This is a genomic window from Pseudonocardia autotrophica (assembly GCF_003945385.1).
GTDB lineage: Bacteria > Actinomycetota > Actinomycetes > Mycobacteriales > Pseudonocardiaceae > Pseudonocardia > Pseudonocardia autotrophica.
The window spans coordinates 1,601,916-1,626,502 of record NZ_AP018920.1; the positions used below are offsets into that span (position 1 = coordinate 1,601,916).

The following is a 24,587-nucleotide window of genomic DNA, read 5'->3' on the forward strand; positions in this document are numbered from 1 at the left end:
AGGCCCACCATCCTCCTCACCCGAGGCTGAATTGGCGGCGCTGCGGGCGGAGAACGCGCGGCTGCGACGGCTGCTGGACTTGACGCCCGAGCAGGCTCGCCCGCCTGCTGCCGCGCAGACGGGACTGTTTCTCGATCGCCCCGGTCCGGTGACCGCGTCGTCGTCCGGGCCGGACAAGGTGCAGTTCTTCCGCACGCTGTTCGCCGCCCGCACCGACGTGTACGCGATCCGGTGGGACAACGCGCGGACGGGCCGTTCGGGGTGGTCGCCTGTGGTCGAAGGCGGGTGGCGCAAGGGCACCAACCGGCCGTACCTGCGCCTGACGGACCGGGTGGTCGAGGCGCATCTGAAAGGCGAGGTCCACCTCGGGCTGTATCCGTTGCTCGCTGGCGACACCTGTCACTGGCTCGCGGCGGACTTCGACGGCCCGTCCGCGATGCTCGACGCGCTGGCCTATCTCAAGGCAGCTCGGGTGGTCGGGGTTCCGGCCGCGTTGGAGGTGTCCCGGTCGGGGATCGGTGCGCACGTCTGGATCTTTTTCACCGGCCCGGTGCCCGCCGCGACCGCACGGGCGCTGGGTTCCGGCCTGCTGCGGGAGGCGATCGCGCTGCGGGGCCGGATGAACCTGACCGCCTACGACCGCCTGTTCCCGTCGCAGGACGTGCTCCCGGCATCGGGTGGGATCGGCAACCTGATCGCGGCACCGCTGCAGGGCCGATCACGCAGACACGGAGCGACTGTCTTCCTGGACCTGGCGACCCTGGAGCCGCAGGCCGACCAGTGGTCCTATTTGGCGACTTTGCACCGGCTGTCACCACGTGAGGTGGCGCGCCTCGCCGGGCAGGTCGCCCCGCCGAAGGTTGGTGTCGCCGTCACCAGGCTCGTGCCGGCCACGGCGTCGGGCATCCAACCTCGCCCGGCGCAGGTGGTGCGCGTGCAACTCGCCGCAGGCGCCTCGGTCGACATGTCCGCGCTGACCCCGGCGTTGCTCGCGACGCTCAAGCATGCGGCGTCGATGCCGAACCCGGCCTTCTACGACCGGCAGCGTCGCCGGTTCTCGACCTGGGGCGTCCCGAGGTTCCTGCACTCGTTCGACGAGACTCTCGACGGCCGGCTGGTGCTTCCACGCGGGCTGGCGGGTCTGCTGGCGAGCGCCGTGGCGGAGGCCGGCAGCGCGCTGGAGATCGACGACCGGCGCGCGGACGGCACGCCGCAGCAGTTCGATTTCACTGCGACGTTGCGGGACGACCAGACCGACGCCGTCGCCGACCTCGCCGATCACGACCACGGGGTGCTGGTCGCGGCGCCCGGGGTAGGTAAGACCGTGATCGCGTGCGCGCTGATCGCCCGGCACGCCACCTCGACGCTGGTGCTGGTCGACCGCAAGACCCTCGCTGATCAGTGGCGGGCGCGGCTGGCCGAGCACCTCGGCGTCGTCGCGGGCCAGCTCGGTGGCGGCCGCACGAAGCTGCGCGGCACGGTCGATGTGGTGACCCTCCAGACCCTCGCTCGGCGCGACGACCTGCCGACGCTGACCGCCGGTTACGGCTTCGTCGTGGTCGACGAATGTCATCACCTTCCGGCCGCGGCGTTCGACAACGCCGTGCGCCAGATCCCGGCCCGGCGCTGGCTCGGGCTGACCGCGACCCCGTACCGGCGCGACGAGCTCGACGACCTGATCGCGCTGCAACTCGGCCCGGTCCGACACACCATGCGCGCCCCGGAGCCGGGCACCCTCGCCGCCGCGGCCGGTGGCGCACCGGACCGATCCCTCACCGTCCATCTGACCGACTTCGTCTACCGCGGCGAGGCAGATCCGTCGGCTCCGGGCGGGATCGCCGATGTCTACCGCGACCTCGTCGCCGACGACGCCCGCAATCAGCAGGTGCTCACCGACGTCCAGGCCGCGCTCGCTCGCGGGCGCAACTGCCTGGTCCTGACCCAGTGGACCGCGCATGTCGCGCTGCTCGCCGGCCTGTTGCGGGCGGCCGGGCACGAACCAGTGGTGCTGCGTGGCGGGATGGGAGCCGGTCAGCGCCGCGATGCCCTGGAGCAGCTCCAGCCCAGCGACGGGCCGCTGCTGGTGGTCGCGACGGGCCCGTACGTCGGTGAGGGTTTCGACTGCCCTGCTCTCGACACGCTGTTCTTGGTGGCACCGATCGCGTTCAAGGGTCGGCTCGTGCAGTACGTCGGCCGGGTGCTGCGCGCAGCACCCGGCAAGCACGTAGTCGAGGTGCACGACTACCACGACATCCAGACCGGAGTCCTCGCGTCCTCCCTGCGCAAGCGCGCGCCCGGCTACCGGAGCCTGGGCTTTCCCGACCCGAGCACGACGCAGCACGTCCCACCGCGACGGTCCCCTCTCTGCCAAGATCACCTGAGACAGGTTGAAGTCAGCGGTTCACAGTAGAGGGCGTGATCGGAGATCCTGGTGCTCGTGTCATCGGAGGAGCGTCGCGGTGCGGGGGCCGGCAGCAGCGGGTCGACGGCGTCGTCGTCGGGTCCGCGGTCGGCTGGTGGTCCGTCGCCGCGTCCGTCGCGTAGGTCGTTCAGCGCGGAATACAAGCTGGCGATCGTCGCGGAGTATGAGAACGCGCCGAACGGTGAGAAGGGCGCGGTCCTGCGCCGGGAGGGCCTGTATTCGTCGCACGTGATCGAGTGGACCCGGGCCCGGGACGTCGGCGCGCTGGAGGGCGTAGCCGATTCGAGGCGGTCGGCGAAACGTCCGAAGCGGTCGGCGGAGGCGGCCGAGTTGGAACGGCTCCGGGCCCGGAACGCGAAACTCGAATCCGACCTGACGAAGACGCGGACCGCGTTGGACATCATGGGAAAAGCGCACGCGCTCTTGGAGCAGCTGTCCGAGAGCGCGGACGACCAGGAACCACCGGCGCCGCGGAAGCGGCGTTGAACGGCGCGTTCACCGAGTTGCGCGCCGCTGAGGTGTCGATCAAGGCGGCGTGCGCGTTGACCGGTCGGTCGCGGGCCACGCACTACCGCCGCGCCGACCCGGCGGGGGTGACGCTCGGGCCGCTGCACGGCCCGCACCGTGCGCGCCGGCTCCCGCCCTCGACGATCACCGACGACGAGCGTGCCGCCGTGCTCGCGCTGCTGAACTCCGAGGACTACCGGGATCTGGCCATTCCGCAGGTGTGGGCCCGGGAGCTCGACGAGGGCCGGTGGTGGTGCTCGCAGTCGAGCATGTACCGGATCGCCCGCGCAGCGGGTCAGAACCGGGAACGGCGCGCCCAGGCCACGCATCCGCCGCGGGTGCGCCCGGAGCTGGTCGCTCATGGCCCGAGCGAGGTGTGGTCGTGGGACATCACCGCGCTGAAGGGCCCGCGGAAGGGCGAGTGGTACAAGCTGTATGTGGTGCTCGACATCTTCTCCCGCTACGTAGTCGGATGGCTCGCCGCGAACGCTGAGGATGCCGTCGTGGCGAAGGATTTCCTCGCCGACGCAGTCGCCCGCAACCACGTCATCCCGCAGACGATTCATGCCGACCGGGGCGGGTCGATGACCTCGAAACCGGTATCGGAGCTGATGGTCGATCTCGGTATCTGCCGGTCACATTCCCGGCCGCAGTGCTCGAATGACAACCCGTTCTCCGAGGCGCAGTTCAAGACGCTGAAGTACGTGCCGGACTTCCCGGACCGGTTCGGCTCGCTCGCTGATGCCCGCGCGTTCTGCGAGCGGTTCTTCGAGCACTACAACCACGAGCATCGGCACTCCGGCATCGGCATGCACACCCCGGCGTCGATCCACTTCGACACCGCGACCGAGGTCCGGGCTCAGCGTCAGACCGTCCTCGACCGCGCACACGCCCAGTATCCCGAGCGATTCAGTCGCCGGCCCAGCCCGCCGCGCCTGCCCGAGCAGGCGTGGATCAATCAACCCGTCCTACAGCCAACTCAGTAAGATCAACTGTCTCAGTTGACTTGACAGCTACCGGTCGGGCCGAGCCGGTCCCGGCTTGTAGCTCTGATGGTGGGATGGAATCTCTGTTCGAGATCGATCATCGGGATGTTCTTCAAGGGTGGGCGGAAGCCCCCGGTCGGGATCGGCGTCGACGCGACGCGCAGCCCGAGATGGCCGTCACCGGGTTGCGGTTCGCGTTCTACGGACGGACGTCGACGGCGGAGTTCCAGGATCCGGTGACGTCGCGTGCGTGGCAGCGGGAGATGGCCGAGTCGGTCATCGCCGGGCATGGCGTGATCGCTGGCGAGTTCTTCGACGTCGGATGCTCACGTCGGGTGCCGTGGATGCGGCGGCCGCGGGCGGCGGCGTTGCTGGAGGAGACGCAAGGAATGGCCTGTGGTTTCGATGCCGTCGTGGTCGGGGAGTTCGAGCGGGCGTTCACCGATCGCCAGTTCCATGAGGTCGCCGCACTGCTGGTCGCACAAGGCGTGGCGGTGTGGCTGCCCGAGACGGGCGGGCCGGTGGATCTCACCGACCCGGACCACCGGGTGTTGATGCAGGTACTCGCTGCGCAGTCGCAGCGCGAGGTAGTGCGGTCGCGGCACCGGACGTTGGCGGCGATGACCGCTCAGACGGTTGAGCAGGGCCGGTTCCTCGGGGTTCGGCCGCCCTACGGGTACCGACTGGTGGACGCCGGACCCCATCCGAATCGGGCGCACGCGGCCTGGGGGCGGCGTCAACAGCAGCTGGATCCGGATCCGCTGACCGCGCGGCACGTACGGTGGATCTTCGCCGAGCGGCTCGCCGGTCGCAGCGTGGCTCGGATAGCTCGCAGGCTGAACGAACAAGGTGTGCCCTGCCCGTCGGCCGCGGATCCCGGACGGAATCGCCACCGCAGCGGGCAGATGTGGAACCTGCGGTCGGTGGCGGTGATTCTGGCGAACCCGCGCTACACGGGCAGGGAGGTCTGGCGTCGCCACCAGTGCGCGACACCGGGCGGGGGACGACGGGTGATCCCAGGCGAGTGGGCGATCTCCGCGGCGTTGGCGCACCCGGCGTTGGTGGCCGAGGCGGACTTCGTGGCCGTCCAGCAGATCCGGGCCGCACGCGTAGCCGACGACGGCGTCATCCGCCGGTATGAGCTCGCCGGGCTGATCCGGTGCAGGCCTTGCGGTCGGCTCATGGACGCCCTGAGCTTCCCCCGGTTCGCCGGAGTGCGGGTTACCTGTCGGCGTCGCGCTGGGTGCGACGATAGTCGTCTTCGTACTCGTCGGGTGAGAGCCCGCCGAGGCGGGCCTGGATCCGGCGCGGGTTGTACCAGCCGTCGAGGTAGCGGATCAGGGCGTGCTCGGCGTCGCGGCGGGTTGTGAAGGTGGTGCCGGGCCAGTAGAGCAGCTCGATCTTGAGGGTGGACCACAGGTTCTCGGCGAGGGCGTTGTCGTAGCTGTCCCCTGTGGACCCGGTCGACGGGGCGACACCGGCGTCGACCAGGCGCTGGGTGAGTCGCAGCGCCGTGTACTGGGCTCCCTTGTCGCTGTGAAAGATCAACTGGCCGGGGCGCAGGTCCCGCGAGCGCAGGGCGTGGTTGAGCGCGGTGAGGACCAGCGCGGTCGTCGCACGGGGGTCGGTGGCCCAGCCGACGACCCGGTTGGAGAACGCGTCACGCACCGAGGCCAGCCACAACACGCCCTCGCCGGTGACGATCCGGGTCAGGTCGGCCACCCAGACGCGGTTCGGCGCGGTCGCGGTGAAGTCGCGTTCGAGCAGGTCCGGCGCCGGCCGGTGGGCGGGGTTCTGCCGGGTCGAGCCGCCCTTCCAGCCGCGGCGCAGGTGGGCGCCCTGTAGGCCGTGCTCGCGCATGATCCGCTCGACGCGCTTGCGGCCGACGTGCACGCCCTGGCGGCGCAGCTCGAGCCAGACCCGCGGGGAGCCGTAGGTGGTGGCGAACTCGCTGATCGAGCGGATCTTCACGATTTGCTCGAGCAGGACGGCGTCGTCGAGCTGCCGCTGCGATGGTGACGCGCGGCGGGCGCGCCAGTCGTAGTAGGTCGAGGCCGCGATGTTCAGGACCCGTAGTACGAGACCGACGGGGAAGTCATGGGCGTCGACGAAGCTCATGACCACCTCCGGGTCGGGCCGATCTCGCTGGCGAAATAGGCGCTCGCCGCGCGCAGGACCTCGTTGACCCGCCGCAGCTCGGCGTTCTCCTTCGCCAACCGCCGGTTCTCGGCGAGCATGTCGGTCGACGGCCGATCATCGCGCTCGCCCTTGTCGGCCTCCGCTTGGCGGACCCAGTTGCGCAGGGCCTCGTGATGCACCCCGAGCTGCTGCGCGAGCCCGCGGAACGTCGGGCGGGGGTCGGACTCCCGATACAGCCGGACCGCTCGTTCGCGCAGCTCATCGGGGTACTTCTTCGGTGCGGGCACCAGTGCCTTCCTTCCTGGTTCTCAAGATCGAACCAGTGTTCAGACACTCCGGCAAAGCGGGGGAACCTCACCCACTGGGTCAACGGCCGCGCCGGCTACCGCTGCCGTCACGGTCACAACAGTGCCCGGCCCGCGCCCCCGGGCCGACCGAAGAACCTCTACGTCCGCGAGGATCACCTGCTGGAAGAGTTCACCCAGCGCCAACTGGTCGACGGAGCCACGCACGCTTCGAGCGCAGTGACTGCGGTGGCGCTCCTACGGTCGCGCAGCATGGTGATAGTGCACGAGCGCACCGGATGGAGGGTGGCTGTCCGCGATGAACTCTGACCGAGCCCGGTACTCCGCGCGAGGCAACCAGCCAGTCATGGGGTAATACTGTGTCCGAGGGACATGATCACCCCAGAGTTGCACCCCTGCGGCAGACAGGGGTTCATGTGCACGACGATAGCGCGACCCGCATTCAGGCGATGGCGGTGATGTCGCCGTCGTCGAAGTAGATGGCCTGGTGCAGGCGGCCGCCGAGGGCGAGGGCGTAGCGGGCGAGGACGTCCTGTCCAGAGACCTTGCCGCGTTCGATCTGGGAGATGCGGCCCTTGGTGACGCCCATGCGGTCGGCGACCTGCTGCTGGGTCAGACCGCGAGCACGTCGGATCTCGGCAAGGCGGTGGCCGACGACCTCGGCGAGCATCTGGCGCTTGCCGGCGTCGACGGCGGCCTCACCGCCGGCCCGCTCGACGTGGGCGGCGCGGATGTCGTTCCAGGCCACGTGGCTGCTCATGACTCTCCCTCCTCGTGGGCTCGTTCCTTCAGATAGCGCTCGTATCGGTACTCGGCCAGCGGTATCGCTTCGGTGTACCAGGTCTTCCACCGTCCGGCCTTGTCCCCGGCGACGAGCAGGATCGTGGATCGCCACGGGTCGAAGGCGAACAGGATCCGCACGCTGCCGGGGCGGAGTTCCTTGAGGTTGGCGACGGTGGATCCGTGGATGGTGTCGACCAGCGGGCGTCCGAGGCCGGGTCCGGTGTCGGCGAGGGTGTCGATGGCCTGCACGACCCGGCTGTGGCTGGCGGGGTCGAGTGTGTCGAGCCAGTCGCGTACCTCGTTGGCGATGTACACCTCCCACTGCTCGTGGACCACGACCAAAGTATAGCGATTGGTATACTCAGCTGCCAGTCACGACTGCGACATGTGCCGGGGTCCGCGCCTAGCTCGGACGTCTGCCTGTTGTCGCCCGCATCAGAGCCAGCCGGCTGGCGTTCGGTTGCTGACCGGCCCCGCAGTCCGCCGGACGCTGCTCCGCGTCAGCCGTAGGCGGCCTGACCCCTCCTGGCACATCGCATCCGGTGATCCATCGGCCGGCCACTCCATCGGTTGCGCCACGGGGGGCGGGCGGCGAGGTCCAGCGGCGTTCGCCCCGGCTACGACGAATGGCAGCACGTGCGGCAGGCACGGGCGCGACGAGCACTGTCTGGCGTGCAGGACGGCATACCTCCACAGGACGACGTCAACGACCGAGATCGGTTCGCTCAGCCAGGACCCGATCTCGGAGCATAGGTCAGCGGCGGAGGCGCGACGGCAGGCACGTGCGAGCCGGACGAGGTGCCGATCCGCCTTCGCGACGGGCGTGCCGAGGTTCTTCGCCAGGTGCGCCCATGTGACCGGGCCGATGAACGGCAGCCGCAGCAGGAAGGTCTTCGGATCGTCCTGGAGCTGGTGGCGGAGTTCGCAGCGGGTGAGTGCCGCGACGGTGGCGGCGATCGACCGTATGGCGGTGATCTTGCCGGGGTGGCGGAACACCGTGAGCGCGCGTGCCGCCGCGCGCTCGTCACCGGCTATCTCGTGCGGGTCCCAGTGGTGCAACGTCTCGCCGAGCCGACCAAACAGGCTTCGGATGACCTGTTCGCGCATGCCGGTCGACAGCACGACCCACGCTGCCTCCCGGGTGAAGGAAATGTGGTCGATAGCGGCGACGCGAGCGTTGCGTTGGTCGGCGATCTCATCGAGGTGGCCCGCTCGAACGACCTCCTTTTTGGCAACGACGTAGGCGCTGACCAGGTCGTGCGTGGCGAGGATGCGGTCCTGTGGCACGCACACAGCCTCTCGCATAGTCGGCCTTCGTCACCGCAGACTCGCTCACTCGACTTCGCGCAGCCGCCGGTCGAGCCGCCGGCGGGCCCGCCTGACGGTCAGCCCGGGATGTGCGGAGAGCAGCTTGCTCAGCTCGACCTTGCGCAGGTGTCGCGCCTTTAGCCCGGCGAACCGGGCCTCTGGTATCGGTGGGACGAGCCCCATCACGTGGTCGTACCGCTCTCGCAGCCGACCCTGGGCGGTTGTCCAGCTGGCGTCGCCATCGGGTGCGGCGCTCCGGTACTCGGACTTGAGGTCGGCCAGGAGCCGTACCGCAGCGTCGTGGCGTCGAGCCGTCCCGCGTCGGTCGGTGACGAGCTCGCTGAGGGTGCCGCAGAACACGACGACGGAGAATGCGCCGAGCCAGGTTGACGTGGTCGCTTGCAGCCCGAGCAGCTGCAGGGGTGTGTCGTCGCCGGCGAACGCGAGCGCGGTACCGATCGCAGAGGCGCAGAGCAGGGTGACGGTAGTGATGGTGGCAACGCGGTTGGCACGATCGCGTAGCGCGGCGTGTATCGATACGGCCTGGTCCACGAGCCGTTGCTGTCTCGTCACCTCGTCCGGAACGGGAACGGTCGCCATGCCGCTACTCGCCTTCGAACGCGCGCCGGTACTCCTGCTCGGTGCGAGCGGAGCTCAGCGTCGTCGCTATGGCGTTCAGCGATGCGGCGATCGCGCGCCGAGCAGCCGACCCGGGCGCTCCGAGGTGGTCGTCGATGTGCACGGTCTGGCCGGTGATGTCGCCTGTGGGCCGCAGGACCGCTTCGGCGGCGTGCCGGAGCACATGGTGCAGCATCGAGGCCCTGTTGAGGGGGCCGTCGTACCTCTTGAACGCGTCGATGGCCAACGCTTCGACGTGGTAGCCGGACAGCCGCCGGTCCTGCGGGAACTTGTCGATCAGGGCCTTCGCGAGTTTGATCGCGGGAACGACGCCGTGGCCCCGCGTTCCGCAGCTGATGGGCGGATCTGGACACACGCCGCGGTATTCTCCCAGGTCAGCGAGCGGGAGCAGGTCCGGAAGCGGCGAAAATACTGGACACACGTTCGATCGGTGTTCGAACTGTTGAGCTGCTGGAACTCATGTAACGTCTGGACACGTGCACGTACGAGTGTCGACACGGCGAAACAAGGACGGCACCGCGGTGCGGCCCTCTCTGCCAAGATCACCTGAGACAGGTTGAAGTCAGCGGTTCACAGTAGAGGGCGTGATCGGAGATCCTGGTGCTCGTGTCATCGGAGGAGCGTCGCGGTGCGGGGGCCGGCAGCAGCGGGTCGACGGCGTCGTCGTCGGGTCCGCGGTCGGCTGGTGGTCCGTCGCCGCGTCCGTCGCGTAGGTCGTTCAGCGCGGAATACAAGCTGGCGATCGTCGCGGAGTATGAGAACGCGCCGAACGGTGAGAAGGGCGCGGTCCTGCGCCGGGAGGGCCTGTATTCGTCGCACGTGATCGAGTGGACCCGGGCCCGGGACGTCGGCGCGCTGGAGGGCGTAGCCGATTCGAGGCGGTCGGCGAAACGTCCGAAGCGGTCGGCGGAGGCGGCCGAGTTGGAACGGCTCCGGGCCCGGAACGCGAAACTCGAATCCGACCTGACGAAGACGCGGACCGCGTTGGACATCATGGGAAAAGCGCACGCGCTCTTGGAGCAGCTGTCCGAGAGCGCGGACGACCAGGAACCACCGGCGCCGCGGAAGCGGCGTTGAACGGCGCGTTCACCGAGTTGCGCGCCGCTGAGGTGTCGATCAAGGCGGCGTGCGCGTTGACCGGTCGGTCGCGGGCCACGCACTACCGCCGCGCCGACCCGGCGGGGGTGACGCTCGGGCCGCTGCACGGCCCGCACCGTGCGCGCCGGCTCCCGCCCTCGACGATCACCGACGACGAGCGTGCCGCCGTGCTCGCGCTGCTGAACTCCGAGGACTACCGGGATCTGGCCATTCCGCAGGTGTGGGCCCGGGAGCTCGACGAGGGCCGGTGGTGGTGCTCGCAGTCGAGCATGTACCGGATCGCCCGCGCAGCGGGTCAGAACCGGGAACGGCGCGCCCAGGCCACGCATCCGCCGCGGGTGCGCCCGGAGCTGGTCGCTCATGGCCCGAGCGAGGTGTGGTCGTGGGACATCACCGCGCTGAAGGGCCCGCGGAAGGGCGAGTGGTACAAGCTGTATGTGGTGCTCGACATCTTCTCCCGCTACGTAGTCGGATGGCTCGCCGCGAACGCTGAGGATGCCGTCGTGGCGAAGGATTTCCTCGCCGACGCAGTCGCCCGCAACCACGTCATCCCGCAGACGATTCATGCCGACCGGGGCGGGTCGATGACCTCGAAACCGGTATCGGAGCTGATGGTCGATCTCGGTATCTGCCGGTCACATTCCCGGCCGCAGTGCTCGAATGACAACCCGTTCTCCGAGGCGCAGTTCAAGACGCTGAAGTACGTGCCGGACTTCCCGGACCGGTTCGGCTCGCTCGCTGATGCCCGCGCGTTCTGCGAGCGGTTCTTCGAGCACTACAACCACGAGCATCGGCACTCCGGCATCGGCATGCACACCCCGGCGTCGATCCACTTCGACACCGCGACCGAGGTCCGGGCTCAGCGTCAGACCGTCCTCGACCGCGCACACGCCCAGTATCCCGAGCGATTCAGTCGCCGGCCCAGCCCGCCGCGCCTGCCCGAGCAGGCGTGGATCAATCAACCCGTCCTACAGCCAACTCAGTAAGATCAACTGTCTCAGTTGACTTGACAGCTACCGCGGTACCTGCAGCTGACCCACAACGAGTGGGACCCGACCACGAAGACCTCGCGGCCCAAGGTGCTGCACAGCTTCGGCCGGGAGGACCAACTCGACCGCGACGCGATCAAGCGCCTGGTCGCGTCGCTGACGAGGCTGCTCGACCCGGCCACCGCTCTGACCGGCTCGCAGGCGCCCGGGGCGGCGGGGCTGGCGTTCACCTCCTCGCGCCCGGTCGGCGGCACCCTGGTCCTCGACGCGTTGTGGCGCCGCCTCGGGATCGACACCGTCATGACCCGGCTGCTCACCGGGCGCAAGCGCGACCCGCGCACCGAGCGGGTGCTGTTCGCGCTGGTGGCGAACCGGGCGCTGGCGCCGGGTTCGAAGCTGGCCGCCGCGGGCTGGGTGAACCGCCGCGCGCACATCGACGGCCTGGCCGAGACCTCCGACGACGCCTGCTACCGGGCGATGGACTGGCTCCTCGACATCGCCCCCGATCTGGAACGGGAGGTGTTCTGGCAGGTCGCGACCCTGCTCGATCACGAGGTCGACCTGCTGTTCTTCGACACCACCTCCACCTACTTCCAGACCGACGAGCCCGACGACCCGCTCGCCCGTGACGTCCGCGGGCGCCCGGTCCCCGACCAGGACCCCGGCGACGGCGACGGCGACGGCGACGGCGACGGCGACGGCGACGGCGACGGCGACGGCGAGGGCGACGGCGAGGGCGAGGACACCGGCGGCGGGGTGGGGTTCCGGACTTACGGCAAGTCGAAGGACTCCCGTGACGACCTGCCCCAGGTCGTGATCGGCATGGCCGTCACCCGCGCCGGGATCCCGGTGCGGGTGTGGTGCTGGCCGGGCAACACCACCGACTCGGCGCTGATCCGCCAGGCCCGCGAGGACATGCGGGACTGGACCCTGGCGAGGGTGATGTGGGTCGCGGACCGCGGGTTCTCCTCGACGCAGAACCGCAGGGAGCTGCGCCGCGGCGGCGGGCACTACATCATCGGAGAGAAGCTCCGCTCCGGTTCCGCGGAGGCCACCGCGGCGCTGTCCCGCCAGGGCCGCTACAGCCATGTCCGGGACAACCTGCAGGTCAAAGAGGTCAAGATCGCCGCTGATGAGCGGTTCGTGATCTGCTTCAACCCTGAGCAGGCCGAACGGGACGCCGCGCTGCGCGAGGTCATGGTCGGCAAGCTCACCGCGCTCATCGCCGACACCGACCGGCTCACGGTGACCAAGCGGGCCGAGCTGCGCGGGCGCATCTCGACCATGCCCGGGCTCAACCGGTTCCTGCGCGTCACCCCGAAGGGCCTGCTCCGCGTCGACCGCAAGAAGATCGCCGGCGAGGTGAACCTGGACGGGAAGTACCTGCTGCGCTGCTCGGACCCGCACCTGTCCGCGGAGGACATCGCGCTGGGCTACAAGCAGCTGTTGCAGGTCGAACGCGGCTGGCGCGACATGAAGACCACCCTGGAACTGCGCCCGGTCTATCACCGCCTCGAAGAACGCATCCGTGCCCACGTCATCCTCTGCTGGCTCGCGCTGCTCCTGGTCCGCATCGTCGAGACCACCACCGGTGCTACCTGGAACCGCGTCCGCGAGGACCTCCAAGACCTGCACGTCGGCACCTTCACCGGCCCCGCCGGCACGTTCCGCCAACGCACCGAGCTGACCACCGCCCAGCGCGACATCCTCGCCAAGCTCGACATCAACGCACCCAAGAAGATCATCGAACTCGGGCCCGCCACAACGCTCTGACCAGCACGAACCTCACCGCCTGGACACACGCCCGTCCGGGCGGCCTTCGGCGTTCTCGCAGGTCAACCCCCAGATTCCGTGTCCAGCACCGACATCAGCTGCGGAACCCGGGGTGGCCGTTGCGATGGTTTGCCTCGGTCAGCTTCTTGGTGAACTTGTGCGGACGAACGGCCTTCCAGCCGCTGCCATCCGGCGCGGGGATAACGGTGTGGTCGCTCCGCTCGGTCGCGGGGAGGAGCTGGACCTGCGTGCCGTCGCGGTACGTCACAGTTACGGCCATCCGCCCGACCTGGATGTCGTTGATCTGCGAGGCCGGGAGCCTCGCCCTGAGCGCGTCGGCGAAGGCGGTGAGGACGGCGTCAGGGGGCCCAGAGGTGGGGCCGTTGAGGAAGACGAGGCTGTCGACGTCCGACAGGCCGTCGACGTAGGTGTGCTTGGCGATACTGCCGCCGAACAGCAGGTGGTCCACGTCGTGTCCCAGCTCGCGCAGGACTTCCTCAAGCTGATCGAGCTTGTTCGAGACCGCCTGGGTGTCGCGGTCGTTGAAGCCGACCAACTGCTCAGCGAGGAACTGGTTGATATCGGCGATGAGCTGCTGCTCCGCCAGTTCTCGCCGTACCTCGGCACGAGTTCGCGCGAGCTCCTCGTCGCTGCCGCTGTAGGTGCCGCCGCCACTACCGCCCATCAGTCGATGCCCTTCTCGATCCTTGCCAGCATGGTGGCATGGGTTCGGGCCAGCACCGCCCCGTGCTCGGCGAACTCATCGAAACCACGGCCGCCGGTCGCCGCGTACCGCTCCATCTGCCGTTTCAGCGCCCGCAGGTGCCCGAGATTCACGATGGGCCGCTTGGCGTCCCGTAGTTGCTGTCGGTCATCGTCCTCGCCACGAAGCAGGGCGCCCGCGTCGGGATGGACGGCCAGGCCGCCGATGTACGCGTAGCGCATCCAACTCAGTCCGTCGAAGATCTCAGCGCCCGCCGAGAAGTACAGCGGTGTGAGGAGCGGATCGAGCGCTCCGAACAGGTGGATCGGTGCGTCGACGCCGGCCTCGTCGAGAACGATTCGCAGACGCGCCAGGGTGCACAGGCGGGCCAGGTACGAGTCGCCCAGCTCCTTCTCGGTGAACCCGACCACGTCGAACGCAACCAGATCAGGAGCGTAGGGCGCGAGCTCGCGCGGCGAGTGCCACCGCTCGGTCGGCTTCAGCAAGATGTCGCTCGCCACATGGGTTCGCGTGGCAAAGAACGCCTGAGCTCTGCGGATCTGCTCGCCGTAAGTGTCGCCCGCGAGGTCGGGACCGTCGTAGGACACGACGAGCGTGGGCCGCTGTGGCGGCAGCCGATCCACAATGCGGGCGAACGCCGCCGCGTCGTAGAGGCGACGGGCTGGATCGTCTCGTTGGATGTGGCCGGATTCCCACGCCAGGCCGGTCTCGTAGCCTCCGCTGTCGAGGACTAGCAGCCGCGGCCGGTCGAACACCGTGCCGGAGGCGGTGTCGTCGAGCAGCCGGGTGACGTCTTTGAGCGTGCGGTGCTCCACGTCGTACGCCGAGACGAGCAGGGCCTCGTCGAGGCCGTCGAGAGCGTACTGCAGGTAGAGGCTGCTCTCTGCGATCCCAGCCGGGTCCAGGGGAAAGCCCCGGCTGCTCACGCTAGGGATCAGCAGGGGAGTGGTCAGCGTCGCTCCGGCCAACCGCAATGGACGGCTACGCGCGCGCATCGAGGATCGCCCGGTCGAGGCAGGAGCGACACCGGCCGCAGGCCGTGTCACCAGCTTCGCAGCTGTGCGTCAGCCCCAGAGGGATCGAGCCGTCCACAGCGAGTGCTAGCACCTCGGGCTTGGTCAGGTGCAGCAGCGGCGCGAGGAGTCGGACTGCGCCGCCGTGCTGCGCGTCGAGCAGCGACTGCCAGGCGTCCCGGTGCTCCGGTGAGCAGTCCGCGTAGCCGGTGCCCCCGTGCACGCCGAGCGCGACGTCCCGCCCGGGCGCCGCGGCGCGCGCCACCGCGATCAGCAAGTCGTTACGCCCGATGATCTCGCCCGAAGACGGGACGCTCAGTCCGCCGATGGTCACGCACTCGCGCGACAGGCCGAAGGCCGCAGCGATGGCCGTGCTGGCGTGCGCCTCGGCCTTCGCCGCAGGCTGGCCGTAGTCCACGAACAGTCCAGTCGGCGGAGTGCCGGCCTCTATCAGGAACCGCGCAACGAGCGCGCTGTCGACGCCACCGCTCAGGAGCAGACACGGGTGACGCACGCGGGACACCCCTGGACCCTGCCAGATCATTCGCTTGAGTTCCCGAGACTCGCCGCGCTGATCGCGACGAGTCACCTGGCTCGCTCGTTACCCCACAGCAGAACGTGCATCCTCCCGCTCAGGGACCACCCGCGGCGGTTGACGCCTGGTGCGAGCGCGGCCAGGCCGTCGATGACAGCCTCCCGGGTGGTCCCCTCGGGCATTACCCAGATCCTCTGGGGAGCGAGCGCGAGCCGCGCCGCGATCTCGTCGACCTCGGCGAGGTCGGACGGCGATGACACGACGAACTTGAACTCGGTGCTGCGCAGGGCGGCAAACTCGTGCAGCACCCCCCACCGCAGCCGCGCCCGTTCCGATTGTCTGCTGTTGCTGAGCTTCGGTGATACGACGAACCGGTCAACGAGCGTGGCCAGACCGCCGGGAGCGACCGAGCCGCTGGTCTCGAACTCGACCCGGCGGCCGGCCGCGGAAACAGCGCGAACGAACGAGAGAAGCGTAGTCCTCTGCAGCAGAGGCTCCCCGCCGGTGACCACGACGAGTGGTGCCGCTCGCGACAGCACGTCCCTGACGAGGTCGACCACGGCAGTGGTCCGGAGCTCGGCGGCGAGATCGTGGGAGGAGCGGTCCCAGGTGTAAGACGTGTCGCACCACGCGCAGGCGAGATTGCACATCCCGAGTCGCAGGAACACTGCCGCGCGCCCCGCGCTCGGCCCTTCACCCTGAAGAGTGGGCCCAAACACCTCGCTGACGAGCAGCTCACTTGCGCCAGGCCGAAGCACCCCGCGGTACGCCGTCATGAGGGCCGACGCAGAACGACCGATCCGCGTTCCGTCTCCCATAGGCGCAGCATGGTCCAGGGGACGGCCGCTTCACTCAGCCAGTCGCCGATCATGCACGCGGTCAGCTCAGCGGTCGGATTGTTGAGCAGGTCGTTCAGGTAAGAGTGGTCTAGGCGGGCCAGCACGTGCTGCTCGACTTGCGCGTCGAGTTCGGCGAAGTCCGCGACCACCCCTCGCTCGTCGACGGGCCCCGTGGCCTCGACCTCCATCACGTAGCGATGACCGTGGAGTGCACGGCACTTGCCCGGATGCCAGCTCAACCGGTGAGCCGCCTCGAATGAGTACCGGCGAAGGATACTCACCTGGTAGCCAGCCACTCGGGCATTCTATCCGTCGGACGTTCCTGGCCGTGCAGCCCGAAGCGGGGAGCAAGCCCTTCTCGCTGAGCCGAGCGCCGCATCGGACCCGGTCGTCGCGGAGCACCTGGATCCGTTGCCGGCGCCCAACCCGCGTTCCGCAGCTGATGGGCGGATCTGGACACACGCCGCGGTATTCTCCCAGGTCAGCGAGCGGGAGCAGGTCCGGAAGCGGCGAAAATACTGGACACACGTTCGATCGGTGTTCGAACTGTTGAGCTGCTGGAACTCATGTAACGTCTGGACACGTGCACGTACGAGTGTCGACACGGCGAAACAAGGACGGCACCGCGGTGCGGTACCTGCAGCTGACCCACAACGAGTGGGACCCGACCACGAAGACCTCGCGGCCCAAGGTGCTGCACAGCTTCGGCCGGGAGGACCAACTCGACCGCGACGCGATCAAGCGCCTGGTCGCGTCGCTGACGAGGCTGCTCGACCCGGCCACCGCTCTGACCGGCTCGCAGGCGCCCGGGGCGGCGGGGCTGGCGTTCACCTCCTCGCGCCCGGTCGGCGGCACCCTGGTCCTCGACGCGTTGTGGCGCCGCCTCGGGATCGACACCGTCATGACCCGGCTGCTCACCGGGCGCAAGCGCGACCCGCGCACCGAGCGGGTGCTGTTCGCGCTGGTGGCGAACCGGGCGCTGGCGCCGGGTTCGAAGCTGGCCGCCGCGGGCTGGGTGAACCGCCGCGCGCACATCGACGGCCTGGCCGAGACCTCCGACGACGCCTGCTACCGGGCGATGGACTGGCTCCTCGACATCGCCCCCGATCTGGAACGGGAGGTGTTCTGGCAGGTCGCGACCCTGCTCGATCACGAGGTCGACCTGCTGTTCTTCGACACCACCTCCACCTACTTCCAGACCGACGAGCCCGACGACCCGCTCGCCCGTGACGTCCGCGGGCGCCCGGTCCCCGACCAGGACCCCGGCGACGGCGACGGCGACGGCGACGGCGACGGCGACGGCGACGGCGACGGCGACGGCGAGGGCGAGGACACCGGCGGCGGGGTGGGGTTCCGGACTTACGGCAAGTCGAAGGACTCCCGTGACGACCTGCCCCAGGTCGTGATCGGCATGGCCGTCACCCGCGCCGGGATCCCGGTGCGGGTGTGGTGCTGGCCGGGCAACACCACCGACTCGGCGCTGATCCGCCAGGCCCGCGAGGACATGCGGGACTGGACCCTGGCGAGGGTGATGTGGGTCGCGGACCGCGGGTTCTCCTCGACGCAGAACCGCAGGGAGCTGCGCCGCGGCGGCGGGCACTACATCATCGGAGAGAAGCTCCGCTCCGGTTCCGCGGAGGCCACCGCGGCGCTGTCCCGCCAGGGCCGCTACAGCCATGTCCGGGACAACCTGCAGGTCAAAGAGGTCAAGATCGCCGCTGATGAGCGGTTCGTGATCTGCTTCAACCCTGAGCAGGCCGAACGGGACGCCGCGCTGCGCGAGGTCATGGTCGGCAAGCTCACCGCGCTCATCGCCGACACCGACCGGCTCACGGTGACCAAGCGGGCCGAGCTGCGCGGGCGCATCTCGACCATGCCCGGGCTCAACCGGTTCCTGCGCGTCACCCCGAAGGGCCTGCTCCGCGTCGACCGCAAGAAGATCGCCGGCGAGGTGAACCTGGACGGGAAGTACCTGCTGCGCTGCTCGGACCCGCACCTGTCCGCGGAGGACATCGCGCTGGGCTACAAGCAGCTGTTGCAGGTCGAACGCGGCTGGCGCGACATGAAGACCACCCTGGAACTGCGCCCGGTCTATCACCGCCTCGAAGAACGCATCCGTGCCCACGTCATCCTCTGCTGGCTCGCGCTGCTCCTGGTCCGCATCGTCGAGACCACCACCGGTGCTACCTGGAACCGCGTCCGCGAGGACCTCCAAGACCTGCACGTCGGCACCTTCACCGGCCCCGCCGGCACGTTCCGCCAACGCACCGAGCTGACCACCGCCCAGCGCGACATCCTCGCCAAGCTCGACATCAACGCACCCAAGAAGATCATCGAACTCGGGCCCGCCACAACGCTCTGACCAGCACGAACCTCACCGCCTGGACACACGCCCGTCCGGGCGGCCTTCGGCGTTCTCGCAGGTCAACCCCCAGATTCCGTGTCCAGCACCGACATCAGCTGCGGAACCCGGGCCCAACCCGCGGATCGTGCGGCGTGATCATTTTGGTCGTGGTCGGTGAGCCGGTACGGCGAAAGGATGCGAGTGGCCCGTCATTGCGGCCAATGCGGTGGCGACGGCGTGGATGTCGGCCTTGATGTAGGTGGTGGTCGCCGCTCCGGCGCTGTCGGTGTGTTCGGCGAAGGCGCGGGCGATGCCGTAGCCGTAGTGGCGCTCGACCCAGGTGGAGAGCAACCAGAACAAAGATCAAGAACAAGAACCGGGGGTTGACCGGCCCCGCTCCTTCAGGGATGACTCGTGCCGCTGTTTAGTGACCTCTCGGCGGTAGCCGATCGAGGATGGCCTGGGCTGCGGCGGGAATGTCGAGGGCGAGGGTGATCTCGTGGCGGCCGAGACGGATCGTGGCGGAGCGGACCGTCCGTAGCGTGCGCACGAGGTTCTGGATCGAGACTCCGGTGGCGTCCTGGAGGTGGCGGGAGACCGCCAGCGCGGCGAACACGACGGTCAAGTGGCACCCGACGCCGCCCGCGCCCGACGCACGAACCGCGAACTCACCCGGGCGAGGCTACCGAGCCACCCAATTCTTAGTGACCAGATCCCCGTGCTCGTGCCCGAGAACCACCAGGTCAACCCCTACGACCGCACCAAGATCATCATAAGTGGCATGAGTCAGGTCAGGAGGTCTACGGCGCCGACCCGGTCCTGCGCGCCGAGCTGGACAACCCGCCGGGTCGGTTACGTGCTGGCCATCGGCTGCGACCGCCGCATCCCCACCCAGGCCGGGCTCATACGAGCCGACGAGATCGCCGCCGACCTCCCACGCCGGGCCTGGCAACGACTCTCCGCAGGCGCAGGCGCGAGAGGGCAGCGCTACTACGACTGGGCACTGATCAGCCGCCCCGACCCCACAGGCGCCGCAGACCCCGGCCGACACCCAGTGCTGGTGGCTACTCGTGCGCCGCCACCGAGACACCGGTGAACTGGCGTTCTACCGCTGCTACTCACCCGATGTCGTCCCACTCCGCGAACTGGTCCGCGTCGCCGGCGACGATGGACCGTGGAGGAGAGCTTCCAGGCCGGCAAGGGCCTGGCGAGCACCAGGTCCGGCGCTGGACCTCCTGGCGGCGCTGGACCCTGCTCGCCATGCTCGCGCACGCCCTGCTCGCCGCGATCGCCGCCCACGAACACGCCGAACAGCCCGCTCCCGACGGGCTGATCGCGCTGACCTGCAACGAGATCCGCCGCCTGTTCGTCACCTACGTCATCGAGCCCGCACGCACACTCACCTGCCCACTGGCCTGGTCACTCTGGCGCCGACGCCACCAACACCGCGCCCGCACCAGCCACTACCAGCGCCACGAAGCAGCCCAGCCATGGACATAACGATCTACGGCTGGAGTGCTACTCGCCGATTCGGGGCAGAGCACTTTTGTCGCGACGCGCATACCTCAAGATCACCGTGAATACCGCAGGGTGGCACGGCGTTTGCGCTACGTGCGTAGCGTAGTGGATGGGGATTCTCCCCACTGCCTTCGATACGCTACTGCGAAGCTTCCAGGGTGATTGAATCCCCACCGATGTGCAACCGCAGCTACGGTTACTCCTTCGGAAGGCATGGCGTCGACCAGCTCGTCTCGAACGCGTTCGAGACGGCGCCGCTGAACGTAGGCCATAGGGCTGACTCCCAGTTCGTCGTGAAACACTTGTTGGATTGAGCGTTTGCTGAGATGTACGCTTCGGGCGATGTCAGCAACGGTCAGCGCATCGCCTAGATGAGTCTCGATAAAATTCAACGCCTTGCGCACGACACGACCCTCACTGTGGATGGACGCGTCACTGAAGTGGTGGCGGAAGTTCGACGGCTGAAGGTGGAGCAGACTGCTCATTAGCAGCTCCTCAATTGCCCCTATTCCTTCTCCGCGTTGAATTAGTGACCCCGGATAATAGACCTCTGTGTGCATGAGCTGAACTGCCGAACTCCAGCGCATTGCCGCCTCTGAGGTGAGGTCGAACGCGGGCTCGAAGATTATCTTCGACGGTAGGGTGCGGCCGAGCAGTCGTGCAAGCAGGGCGTTCAATGCTGACTCTTCGATTCGCACGATCAAGATCGGGGTGTCGACCCCTAGATGTAGCGTCAGGGGCAAGCCGGGACTCGTGACAAGTGCGCAAACCGTGTTCGCTTCGAGCTTCTGTCCCGCATGTTGATACGTGACCTGCCCATTCGTCGGTAGGCATACCGTGTAGTAGTTGCCAAGGACCGGGATGTCGAGGGTTCCGGTGACGGACAGGTCAAGGTGCAGCAGGCTCACGTCACGAAGTCGGACGCCGTGCAGGCTTGCAGCGAAGACAGCCGGGGGCGCAGCATCGACCACCAGATGGCCAGGCGCGAGGGCTGCGCCCAGGAGTGCAGCGGTTTCGCGAACGCTCTCGGAGTAGAAGATCTCGTGCGCGGCCAGCGCGGGTGGCACGCCCCGCGACCGAACCTTGCGCCGCACAGGGCCCTGTGTGCGGCGGATGTCAATGAACCGCAGCCGCTCAAGCCTGGACATCACTACCCCCGCGACAGTCGCGCCACAAGCCTTGACCGCGAGAAGCCGTTTCTGTTCGAACGTGCAAGCTGTGGCGCGGGTATCAGCGCTCCTGCGAGTGCATCTCTGCGCGATCGTGACAGTCTTCGCGCGATCTCGCTAGGCTAACTGGGCGATGGGAGGTAGCTTTGTGCCTCACCTCACACCGGAACCCAACGAAGGGGGCCCCTTGGTCGTCAACGGCCAGCTCGCCGCCCACTCCCCGGCGGACGAGCTACTCGAGCGGCTCGACGACCCCACGGTCGCGGCGTCGCTGTCAGTCGTGCTCGAACACGCAGACCTGCTTGCTGTGCTGGTCGTCGCACTCGACGGGTTCCTGCGGCGTGGCGACACCATCATGGAGGGCGTGGCCGACGGCGTGCGCGACCTGCGCCAGGCGTCTGGCCCCGGCGTGTCGTCGCTGTCAGGCATCGATGTGCAGGGACTGATGTCCAGCGCGACAACCTTGTCGGGGGGTGTGGTAGCTGCCACTCCTACCCTTCACGCGCTCCTTACTTCGACTCTGGTGACTGATCCCCGCGCAGCGAAGGCGATCGCGCTGCTCGGCGATGCGGTCGTCGAGGGCGCGGATGCCGCCTCGGCAATTAAGGCCGGTCCGACGGGAGTCTTCGGCCTGCTCCGAGTGCTCAAGGACGAGAACGTGTCCCGAGGTCTCAATCTCCTGATCGAGATCGTCCGGTCGCTCGGTCGAAGGCTCGCCTGAGCCCGATCTCGCATTGGATCCACCCGAATCTCGTCAGCGACACGGGTTGCTGACGCCACCTGCGTCCGTGCAGTTGATGCGGACATGGTTCTGAGAGGATTTCGCATGGCGTCCGTGCTGTGGTTGCAAGGAGGGGCATGCAGTGGGAACACCATGTCGTTCCTGAACGCCGAGGAGCCGAATGTCGTCGATCTGATCGTCGACTTTGGACTGGACCTGATCTGGCACCCGTCCTTGGGGCTCGAACTCGGCAAAAATGCGCAGAAGCTGTTCTGGGACTGCGCCAACGGCGACCGACCGCTCGACATCTTCGTGTTCGAGGGCACCGTCATCGAGGCGCCCGACGGCAGTGGTCGCATGGATATGTTTGCCGACCGCCCGATGAAGGACTGGGTGATCGACCTCGCCAACTCCGCCCAGATCGTCGTCGCGATCGGTGACTGCGCTTGTTGGGGTGGCATCCCGGCGATGGAACCCAACCCGTCGGGTTCGACCGGTCTGCAGTTCCACAAGCGCGCCAAGGGCGGGTTCCTGGGCCCGGACTTCACGTCGAAGATGGGCCTGCCGGTGATCAACATACCGGGCTGCCCAGCACACCCCGACTGGATCACCCAAATCCTCGTGGCGTTGGCAACCGGCCGCGCCGGTGACATCTCGCTCGACGACCTGCACCGGCCCGAGACGTTCTTCAAGTCGTTCACCCAGACCGGCTGTACCCGCGTGCAATTCTTCGAGTACAAGCAGTCCACCTACTCGTTCGGCGAGGGCACGCGCACCGGCTGCCTGTTCTACGAACTCGGATGCCGGGGCCCGATGACCCATTCCCCGTGCAACCGGATCCTGTGGAACCGGGTGTCGTCCAAGACGCGCGCCGGCATGCCGTGCCTGGGCTGTACAGAACCCGAGTTCCCGCACTTCGACCTTGCTCCCGGCACGGTCTTCAAGACCCAGAAGGTCAGCGGAACCATCCCGAAGGAGGTCCCCGAAGGCAGTGACCACCTCACCTACATGGCCCATGCTGCGGCCGCCCGCATCGCGGCGCCGCAATGGTCCAAGGAGGACATGTTCGTCGTCTGAGGGGTCGAGACTCCTTAGCCTCAACAATTCACGGTCGTCCTGAAAGGACCCACCATGACCGCGCTCGACCTGCACGTGAGCCCGCTGGGCCGAGTTGAGGGTGACCTCGACGTGCGAGTGACCATCGAGGACGGCGTCGTGACGTCGGCCTGGACCGAAGCGGCGATGTTCCGCGGCTTCGAGATCATCCTGCGTGGCAAGGACCCGCAGGCCGGACTCATCGTGTGCCCCCGCATCTGCGGTATCTGCGGCGGCAGCCACCTGTACAAGTCGGCGTACGCGCTCGACACAGCGTGGCGGACGCACATGCCACCTAACGCGACACTGATCCGCAACATCTGTCAGGCCGCGGAAACGCTGCAGTCCATCCCGCGCTACTTCTACGCGCTGTTCGCGATCGACTTCACCAACAAGAACTACGCCAAGTCCAAGCTCTACGCGGAGGCCGTGCGCCGCTTCGCGCCCTACGTGGGGACCAGCTACCAGCCCGGGGTGGTTCTCTCGGCGAAGCCGGTCGAGATGTACGCCATCTTCGGCGGACAGTGGCCGCACTCCAGCTTCATGGTCCCGGGTGGCGTGATGTGCGGTCCGACGTTGACCGACGTCACCCGTGCCATCGCGATCCTGGAGCACTGGAAGGACAACTGGCTGGAGAAGATGTGGCTCGGCTGCTCGGTTGATCGCTGGCTGGCCAACCGGACCTGGGAGGACGTGCTCGCCTGGGTCGATGAGAACGAGTCGCAGTACAACAGCGACTGCGGGTTCTTCATCCGCTACTGCCTCGACACCGGTCTCGACAAGTACGGCAAGGGTGTGGGCAACTACCTCGCGACCGGTACCTACTTCGAGCCGTCGCTGTACGAGAATCCCACCATCGACGGGCGTAACGCGGCGCTCATCGGCCGGTCCGGCGTCTTCGCCGATGGCCGGTGGCACGAGTTCGATCAGGCCAACGTCACCGAGGACGTCACCCACTCCTTCTACGAGGGCACCGGCTCACTGCACCCGTTCGACGGGGAGACGAACCCCATCGACCCGGCGGTCGGGGCCAAGCAGGGCAAGTACAGCTGGGCGAAGTCGCCCCGCTACAACGTGGGCGGCATGGGCCACATCCCGCTCGAGGCCGGCCCGCTGGCTCGCCGCATGGCCGCGGGAGGTCCGAACGCTGCATCGCATCAGGACGACGACGGCCTGTTCGTCGACATGTTCAACAAGATCGGCCCCAGCGTTTTCGTGCGCCAGCTGGCCCGGATGCACGAAGCGCCCAAGTACTACAAGTGGGTGCGGAGCTGGCTCGATCAGCTTGACCTCAAGGAGTCCTTCTACTCCAAGCCGGTCGAGCACGCCGAGGGACGGGGCTTCGGTTCGACGGAGGCGGCCCGTGGCTCGCTGTCGGACTGGATCGTCATCGAGGACAACAAGATCAAGAACTACCAGGTGGTGACACCCACCGCTTGGAACATCGGCCCGCGCGACGGTGCGTCGACGCTCGGCCCGATCGAGCAGGCGCTGGTCGGTTCGCCGATCGTCGACCCCGAAGATCCGGTGGAGCTCGGCCACGTGGCCCGCAGCTTCGATTCCTGCCTGGTGTGCACGGTGCATGCCTATGACGGGAAGACCGGGCGGGAGCTGTCCAAGTTCGTGATCAACGGAATGGTGTGAGTCCGACGCCTTCGGAACGGTTCACCGGACAAGAGG

General features: G+C 68.1%; 25 protein-coding genes and 2 pseudogenes. 12 read left to right on the top strand and 15 right to left on the bottom strand.

Annotation, left to right across the window (positions count from 1 at the left end; genetic code table 11):
* Window positions 1–31 precede the first annotated feature (31 nt).
* From Pdca_RS07725 to Pdca_RS07740, 4 genes are all read left to right on the top strand, one after another.
* Window positions 32–2,410, top strand: coding sequence for a DEAD/DEAH box helicase (locus Pdca_RS07725; protein WP_197719947.1), 2,379 nt, complete (start codon window positions 32–34; stop codon window positions 2,408–2,410).
* A gap of 21 nt (window positions 2,411–2,431) precedes the next feature.
* Complete coding sequence (locus Pdca_RS36005) at window positions 2,432–2,908, top strand: transposase (protein WP_179956585.1); 477 nt, start codon at window positions 2,432–2,434, stop codon at window positions 2,906–2,908.
* Window positions 2,905–3,915 (top strand): IS3 family transposase, encoded by a 1,011-nt coding sequence (locus tag Pdca_RS07735; RefSeq protein ID WP_125911267.1) that lies wholly within the window; start codon window positions 2,905–2,907, stop codon window positions 3,913–3,915. Before Pdca_RS36005 ends, Pdca_RS07735 begins: the two co-directional genes overlap by 4 nt.
* 74 nt (window positions 3,916–3,989) lie before the next feature.
* Window positions 3,990–5,285 carry a recombinase family protein gene (locus Pdca_RS07740; protein ID WP_232021454.1) on the top strand — a complete coding sequence of 432 codons (1,296 nt, stop codon included), beginning with the start codon at window positions 3,990–3,992 and terminating at the stop codon, window positions 5,283–5,285.
* Here the strand turns inward: Pdca_RS07740 and Pdca_RS36740 are convergent.
* The 7 genes and pseudogenes from Pdca_RS36740 to Pdca_RS07780 form a co-directional block, all read right to left on the bottom strand.
* A pseudogene (locus Pdca_RS36740) lies at window positions 5,233–6,033 on the bottom strand (IS3 family transposase); the annotation flags it as partial. The gene Pdca_RS07740 and the pseudogene Pdca_RS36740 sit on opposite strands and share 53 nt — an antisense overlap.
* Window positions 6,030–6,341, bottom strand: coding sequence for a transposase (locus Pdca_RS07750; protein ID WP_166665856.1), 312 nt, complete (start codon window positions 6,339–6,341; stop codon window positions 6,030–6,032). The gene Pdca_RS07750 and the pseudogene Pdca_RS36740, both read right to left, overlap by 4 nt.
* Before the next feature lie 460 nt (window positions 6,342–6,801).
* Window positions 6,802–7,119, bottom strand: a complete 318-nt coding sequence (locus tag Pdca_RS07760) for a helix-turn-helix domain-containing protein (RefSeq protein ID WP_085916917.1) — start codon at window positions 7,117–7,119, stop codon at window positions 6,802–6,804.
* Complete coding sequence (locus Pdca_RS07765; RefSeq protein ID WP_085916916.1) at window positions 7,116–7,478, bottom strand: type II toxin-antitoxin system RelE/ParE family toxin; 363 nt, start codon at window positions 7,476–7,478, stop codon at window positions 7,116–7,118. Before Pdca_RS07765 ends, Pdca_RS07760 begins: the two co-directional genes overlap by 4 nt.
* A 99-nt stretch (window positions 7,479–7,577) precedes the next feature.
* The gene (locus Pdca_RS07770; RefSeq protein ID WP_125911303.1) at window positions 7,578–8,429 is read right to left on the bottom strand and encodes a hypothetical protein; all 852 of its coding nucleotides are present in this window, start codon (window positions 8,427–8,429) and stop codon (window positions 7,578–7,580) included.
* Between the two features lie 45 nt (window positions 8,430–8,474).
* Window positions 8,475–9,050 (bottom strand): hypothetical protein, encoded by a 576-nt coding sequence (locus tag Pdca_RS07775; protein ID WP_085916914.1) that lies wholly within the window; start codon window positions 9,048–9,050, stop codon window positions 8,475–8,477.
* A gap of 4 nt (window positions 9,051–9,054) precedes the next feature.
* On the bottom strand, window positions 9,055–9,444 hold the full coding sequence (locus tag Pdca_RS07780) for a hypothetical protein (RefSeq protein ID WP_085916913.1): 390 nt from the start codon (window positions 9,442–9,444) through the stop codon (window positions 9,055–9,057).
* A gap of 245 nt (window positions 9,445–9,689) precedes the next feature.
* On the opposite strand from Pdca_RS07780, the gene Pdca_RS36010 reads away from it, so the two are divergent.
* Genes Pdca_RS36010 through Pdca_RS07795 form a run of 3 tightly spaced genes read left to right on the top strand, consistent with a single transcriptional unit; the run spans window position 9,690 to window position 12,949 of the window.
* Window positions 9,690–10,166 (top strand): transposase, encoded by a 477-nt coding sequence (locus Pdca_RS36010; protein ID WP_179956585.1) that lies wholly within the window; start codon window positions 9,690–9,692, stop codon window positions 10,164–10,166.
* Entirely contained in the window at window positions 10,163–11,173 is a 1,011-nt protein-coding gene (locus Pdca_RS07790; protein ID WP_125911267.1) for an IS3 family transposase, read from the top strand. The genes Pdca_RS36010 and Pdca_RS07790 overlap by 4 nt, the downstream gene beginning before the upstream one ends.
* 39 nt (window positions 11,174–11,212) lie before the next feature.
* Complete coding sequence (locus Pdca_RS07795) at window positions 11,213–12,949, top strand: IS1634 family transposase (RefSeq protein ID WP_125911305.1); 1,737 nt, start codon at window positions 11,213–11,215, stop codon at window positions 12,947–12,949.
* A 94-nt stretch (window positions 12,950–13,043) separates the two neighbouring features.
* Here Pdca_RS07795 and Pdca_RS07800 read toward each other — a convergent pair whose 3' ends face one another.
* The 5 genes from Pdca_RS07800 to Pdca_RS07820 all read right to left on the bottom strand — a co-directional run bounded on the left by Pdca_RS07800 (window position 13,044) and on the right by Pdca_RS07820 (window position 16,356).
* On the bottom strand, window positions 13,044–13,634 hold the full coding sequence (locus tag Pdca_RS07800; protein ID WP_125911306.1) for a nucleotidyltransferase domain-containing protein: 591 nt from the start codon (window positions 13,632–13,634) through the stop codon (window positions 13,044–13,046).
* Window positions 13,634–14,599, bottom strand: coding sequence for a hypothetical protein (locus tag Pdca_RS07805; protein WP_085916905.1), 966 nt, complete (start codon window positions 14,597–14,599; stop codon window positions 13,634–13,636). Before Pdca_RS07805 ends, Pdca_RS07800 begins: the two co-directional genes overlap by 1 nt.
* A 55-nt stretch (window positions 14,600–14,654) precedes the next feature.
* Window positions 14,655–15,209, bottom strand: a complete 555-nt coding sequence (locus tag Pdca_RS07810; protein WP_158092394.1) for a 7-cyano-7-deazaguanine synthase — start codon at window positions 15,207–15,209, stop codon at window positions 14,655–14,657.
* A 62-nt stretch (window positions 15,210–15,271) separates the two neighbouring features.
* Window positions 15,272–16,039 (bottom strand): 7-carboxy-7-deazaguanine synthase QueE, encoded by a 768-nt coding sequence (locus tag Pdca_RS07815; protein ID WP_085916907.1) that lies wholly within the window; start codon window positions 16,037–16,039, stop codon window positions 15,272–15,274.
* Window positions 15,994–16,356: a 6-pyruvoyl trahydropterin synthase family protein gene (locus Pdca_RS07820; protein ID WP_085916908.1), complete on the bottom strand. Its 363-nt coding sequence runs from the start codon at window positions 16,354–16,356 to the stop codon at window positions 15,994–15,996. The genes Pdca_RS07815 and Pdca_RS07820 overlap by 46 nt, the downstream gene beginning before the upstream one ends.
* Window positions 16,357–16,643: 287 nt before the next feature.
* Here Pdca_RS07820 and Pdca_RS07825 point away from each other — a divergent pair, with 287 nt between their 5' ends.
* Window positions 16,644–18,422 (top strand): IS1634 family transposase, encoded by a 1,779-nt coding sequence (locus tag Pdca_RS07825; RefSeq protein WP_125911307.1) that lies wholly within the window; start codon window positions 16,644–16,646, stop codon window positions 18,420–18,422.
* Window positions 18,423–18,560: 138 nt separating this feature from the next.
* On the opposite strand, the gene Pdca_RS07830 is transcribed toward Pdca_RS07825, so the two are convergent.
* Both Pdca_RS07830 and Pdca_RS07835 read right to left on the bottom strand, forming a co-directional pair.
* Window positions 18,561–18,755 (bottom strand): hypothetical protein, encoded by a 195-nt coding sequence (locus Pdca_RS07830; protein WP_125911308.1) that lies wholly within the window; start codon window positions 18,753–18,755, stop codon window positions 18,561–18,563.
* Between the two features lie 73 nt (window positions 18,756–18,828).
* Window positions 18,829–19,041, bottom strand: a pseudogene (locus Pdca_RS07835) (IS1634 family transposase); the annotation flags it as partial.
* Window positions 19,042–19,664: 623 nt separating this feature from the next.
* On the opposite strand from Pdca_RS07835, the gene Pdca_RS37945 reads away from it, so the two are divergent.
* Window positions 19,665–19,904: a hypothetical protein gene (locus Pdca_RS37945; RefSeq protein ID WP_085916643.1), complete on the top strand. Its 240-nt coding sequence runs from the start codon at window positions 19,665–19,667 to the stop codon at window positions 19,902–19,904.
* A gap of 107 nt (window positions 19,905–20,011) precedes the next feature.
* Here the strand turns inward: Pdca_RS37945 and Pdca_RS07845 are convergent, their stop codons facing one another.
* A complete protein-coding gene (locus Pdca_RS07845; RefSeq protein ID WP_232021457.1) occupies window positions 20,012–20,989 on the bottom strand; it encodes an AraC family transcriptional regulator in 978 nt (325 codons plus the stop codon).
* Window positions 20,990–21,278: 289 nt separating this feature from the next.
* Between Pdca_RS07845 and Pdca_RS07850 the strand changes: the two genes are divergently transcribed.
* The 3 genes from Pdca_RS07850 (at window position 21,279) to Pdca_RS07860 (ending at window position 24,551) form a co-directional block, all read left to right on the top strand.
* On the top strand, window positions 21,279–21,812 hold the full coding sequence (locus Pdca_RS07850) for a DUF1641 domain-containing protein (RefSeq protein ID WP_085916642.1): 534 nt from the start codon (window positions 21,279–21,281) through the stop codon (window positions 21,810–21,812).
* A gap of 105 nt (window positions 21,813–21,917) precedes the next feature.
* Window positions 21,918–22,889, top strand: coding sequence for an NADH-quinone oxidoreductase subunit B family protein (locus Pdca_RS07855; protein WP_085916641.1), 972 nt, complete (start codon window positions 21,918–21,920; stop codon window positions 22,887–22,889).
* Between the two features lie 54 nt (window positions 22,890–22,943).
* Window positions 22,944–24,551 carry a nickel-dependent hydrogenase large subunit gene (locus Pdca_RS07860; RefSeq protein ID WP_085916640.1) on the top strand — a complete coding sequence of 536 codons (1,608 nt, stop codon included), beginning with the start codon at window positions 22,944–22,946 and terminating at the stop codon, window positions 24,549–24,551.
* The last annotated feature ends 36 nt before the right edge of the window (window positions 24,552–24,587 follow it).

What these genes read in the sequence shown, in the direction of transcription:
- Pdca_RS07800 (WP_125911306.1), bottom strand. Translation starts at nt 13,634, where the DNA reads ATGGGCGGTAGTGGCGGCGGCACCTACAGCGGCAGCGACGAGGAGCTC.
- Pdca_RS07815 (WP_085916907.1), bottom strand. Translation starts at nt 16,039, where the DNA reads ATGGGAGACGGAACGCGGATCGGTCGTTCTGCGTCGGCCCTCATGACG.
- Pdca_RS07775 (WP_085916914.1), bottom strand. Translation starts at nt 9,050, where the DNA reads ATGGCGACCGTTCCCGTTCCGGACGAGGTGACGAGACAGCAACGGCTC.
- Pdca_RS07855 (WP_085916641.1), top strand. Translation starts at nt 21,918, where the DNA reads ATGGCGTCCGTGCTGTGGTTGCAAGGAGGGGCATGCAGTGGGAACACC.
- Pdca_RS07760 (WP_085916917.1), bottom strand. Translation starts at nt 7,119, where the DNA reads ATGAGCAGCCACGTGGCCTGGAACGACATCCGCGCCGCCCACGTCGAG.
- Pdca_RS07740 (WP_232021454.1), top strand. Translation starts at nt 3,990, where the DNA reads ATGGAATCTCTGTTCGAGATCGATCATCGGGATGTTCTTCAAGGGTGG.
- Pdca_RS07860 (WP_085916640.1), top strand. Translation starts at nt 22,944, where the DNA reads ATGACCGCGCTCGACCTGCACGTGAGCCCGCTGGGCCGAGTTGAGGGT.
- Pdca_RS37945 (WP_085916643.1), top strand. Translation starts at nt 19,665, where the DNA reads ATGCTCGCGCACGCCCTGCTCGCCGCGATCGCCGCCCACGAACACGCC.